The 788-nt window shown below is 45.1% G+C and carries 2 pseudogenes; both read left to right on the top strand.

Annotated elements, in window-relative coordinates:
- Positions 1 to 476 (top strand): annotated as a pseudogene (locus HMPREF2756_RS04315) (hypothetical protein); the annotation flags it as partial.
- Between the two features lie 83 nt (positions 477 to 559).
- Positions 560 to 788, top strand: a pseudogene (locus tag HMPREF2756_RS04310) (hypothetical protein); the annotation flags it as partial.

The following is a 788-nucleotide window of genomic DNA, read 5'->3' as shown; positions in this document are numbered from 1 at the left end:
ATAAGAATTTTGAAGATATCTTCTCTACCCATCCGGATTTGCATCAGGGGTATGGGGCTGAGTTCATGCTTCAGCTAATCGAACGTATAGTTCATCATTATTCCAGGCTACGTGGAAATATCTATGAAGAGTTTCCTGTAGTGGTGGGGTATGGTGTCGGTCTTCCCACCTCATATATTCCACAGTTTGAGGAGCTGATGGGTGCAGAGAACGTGATGATTGCAGGTAAAGGTGTGCGGTATCCATGGTCTGATTTTGAGGAAGAACAGCGAAGGAACTTCCCGAACGGTGCCCCGGATCCTCTCTACGATAAAGAAGGGGTGGTCTACGGATTCACCAATGACTATGATGATGCGACAGGGGTTTTTGTGGAGGACCCTCGGTATTATCCTGAATCACCGTTTTATGACCCGGAGCTTGCCTCAAAGGTACACCTGGTGCATAGTGAATTTGACGAGCCAGACCCTTCTGTATAAGCGTTATGGGGTATATACGCGAATATAAGGATGCGTTCGTTGTTCCGGTGTTCACTTACGAGAGTGGGTATTGGGAGAAGGTGATGAAGCCTCGTTTGCAAGACCAGGGGTGGTATATCGCTGAAGTAGACTGTGCGGATGTGGAGGATATTGAGGATTGCGGCACAAGGCTTCTACGTGAACTCAACTTTAAGGTTCCTGAGCATGGATATATTAATGCTATGGGGGTCAAAGATAATATCACTGATATTTACGGCATTAATATACGCAAAGGCCTTTTTGTTTTTTATAAGAATTTTGAAGATATCTTCT

Origin of the sequence: Rothia sp. HMSC067H10 (assembly GCF_001810635.1) — a bacterium.
Classification (GTDB): Bacteria; Actinomycetota; Actinomycetes; order Actinomycetales; family Micrococcaceae; genus Rothia; species Rothia dentocariosa.
The sequence above is the reverse complement of the archived record's forward strand: the minus strand, read 5'-3'. Positions and strand labels throughout refer to the sequence as shown.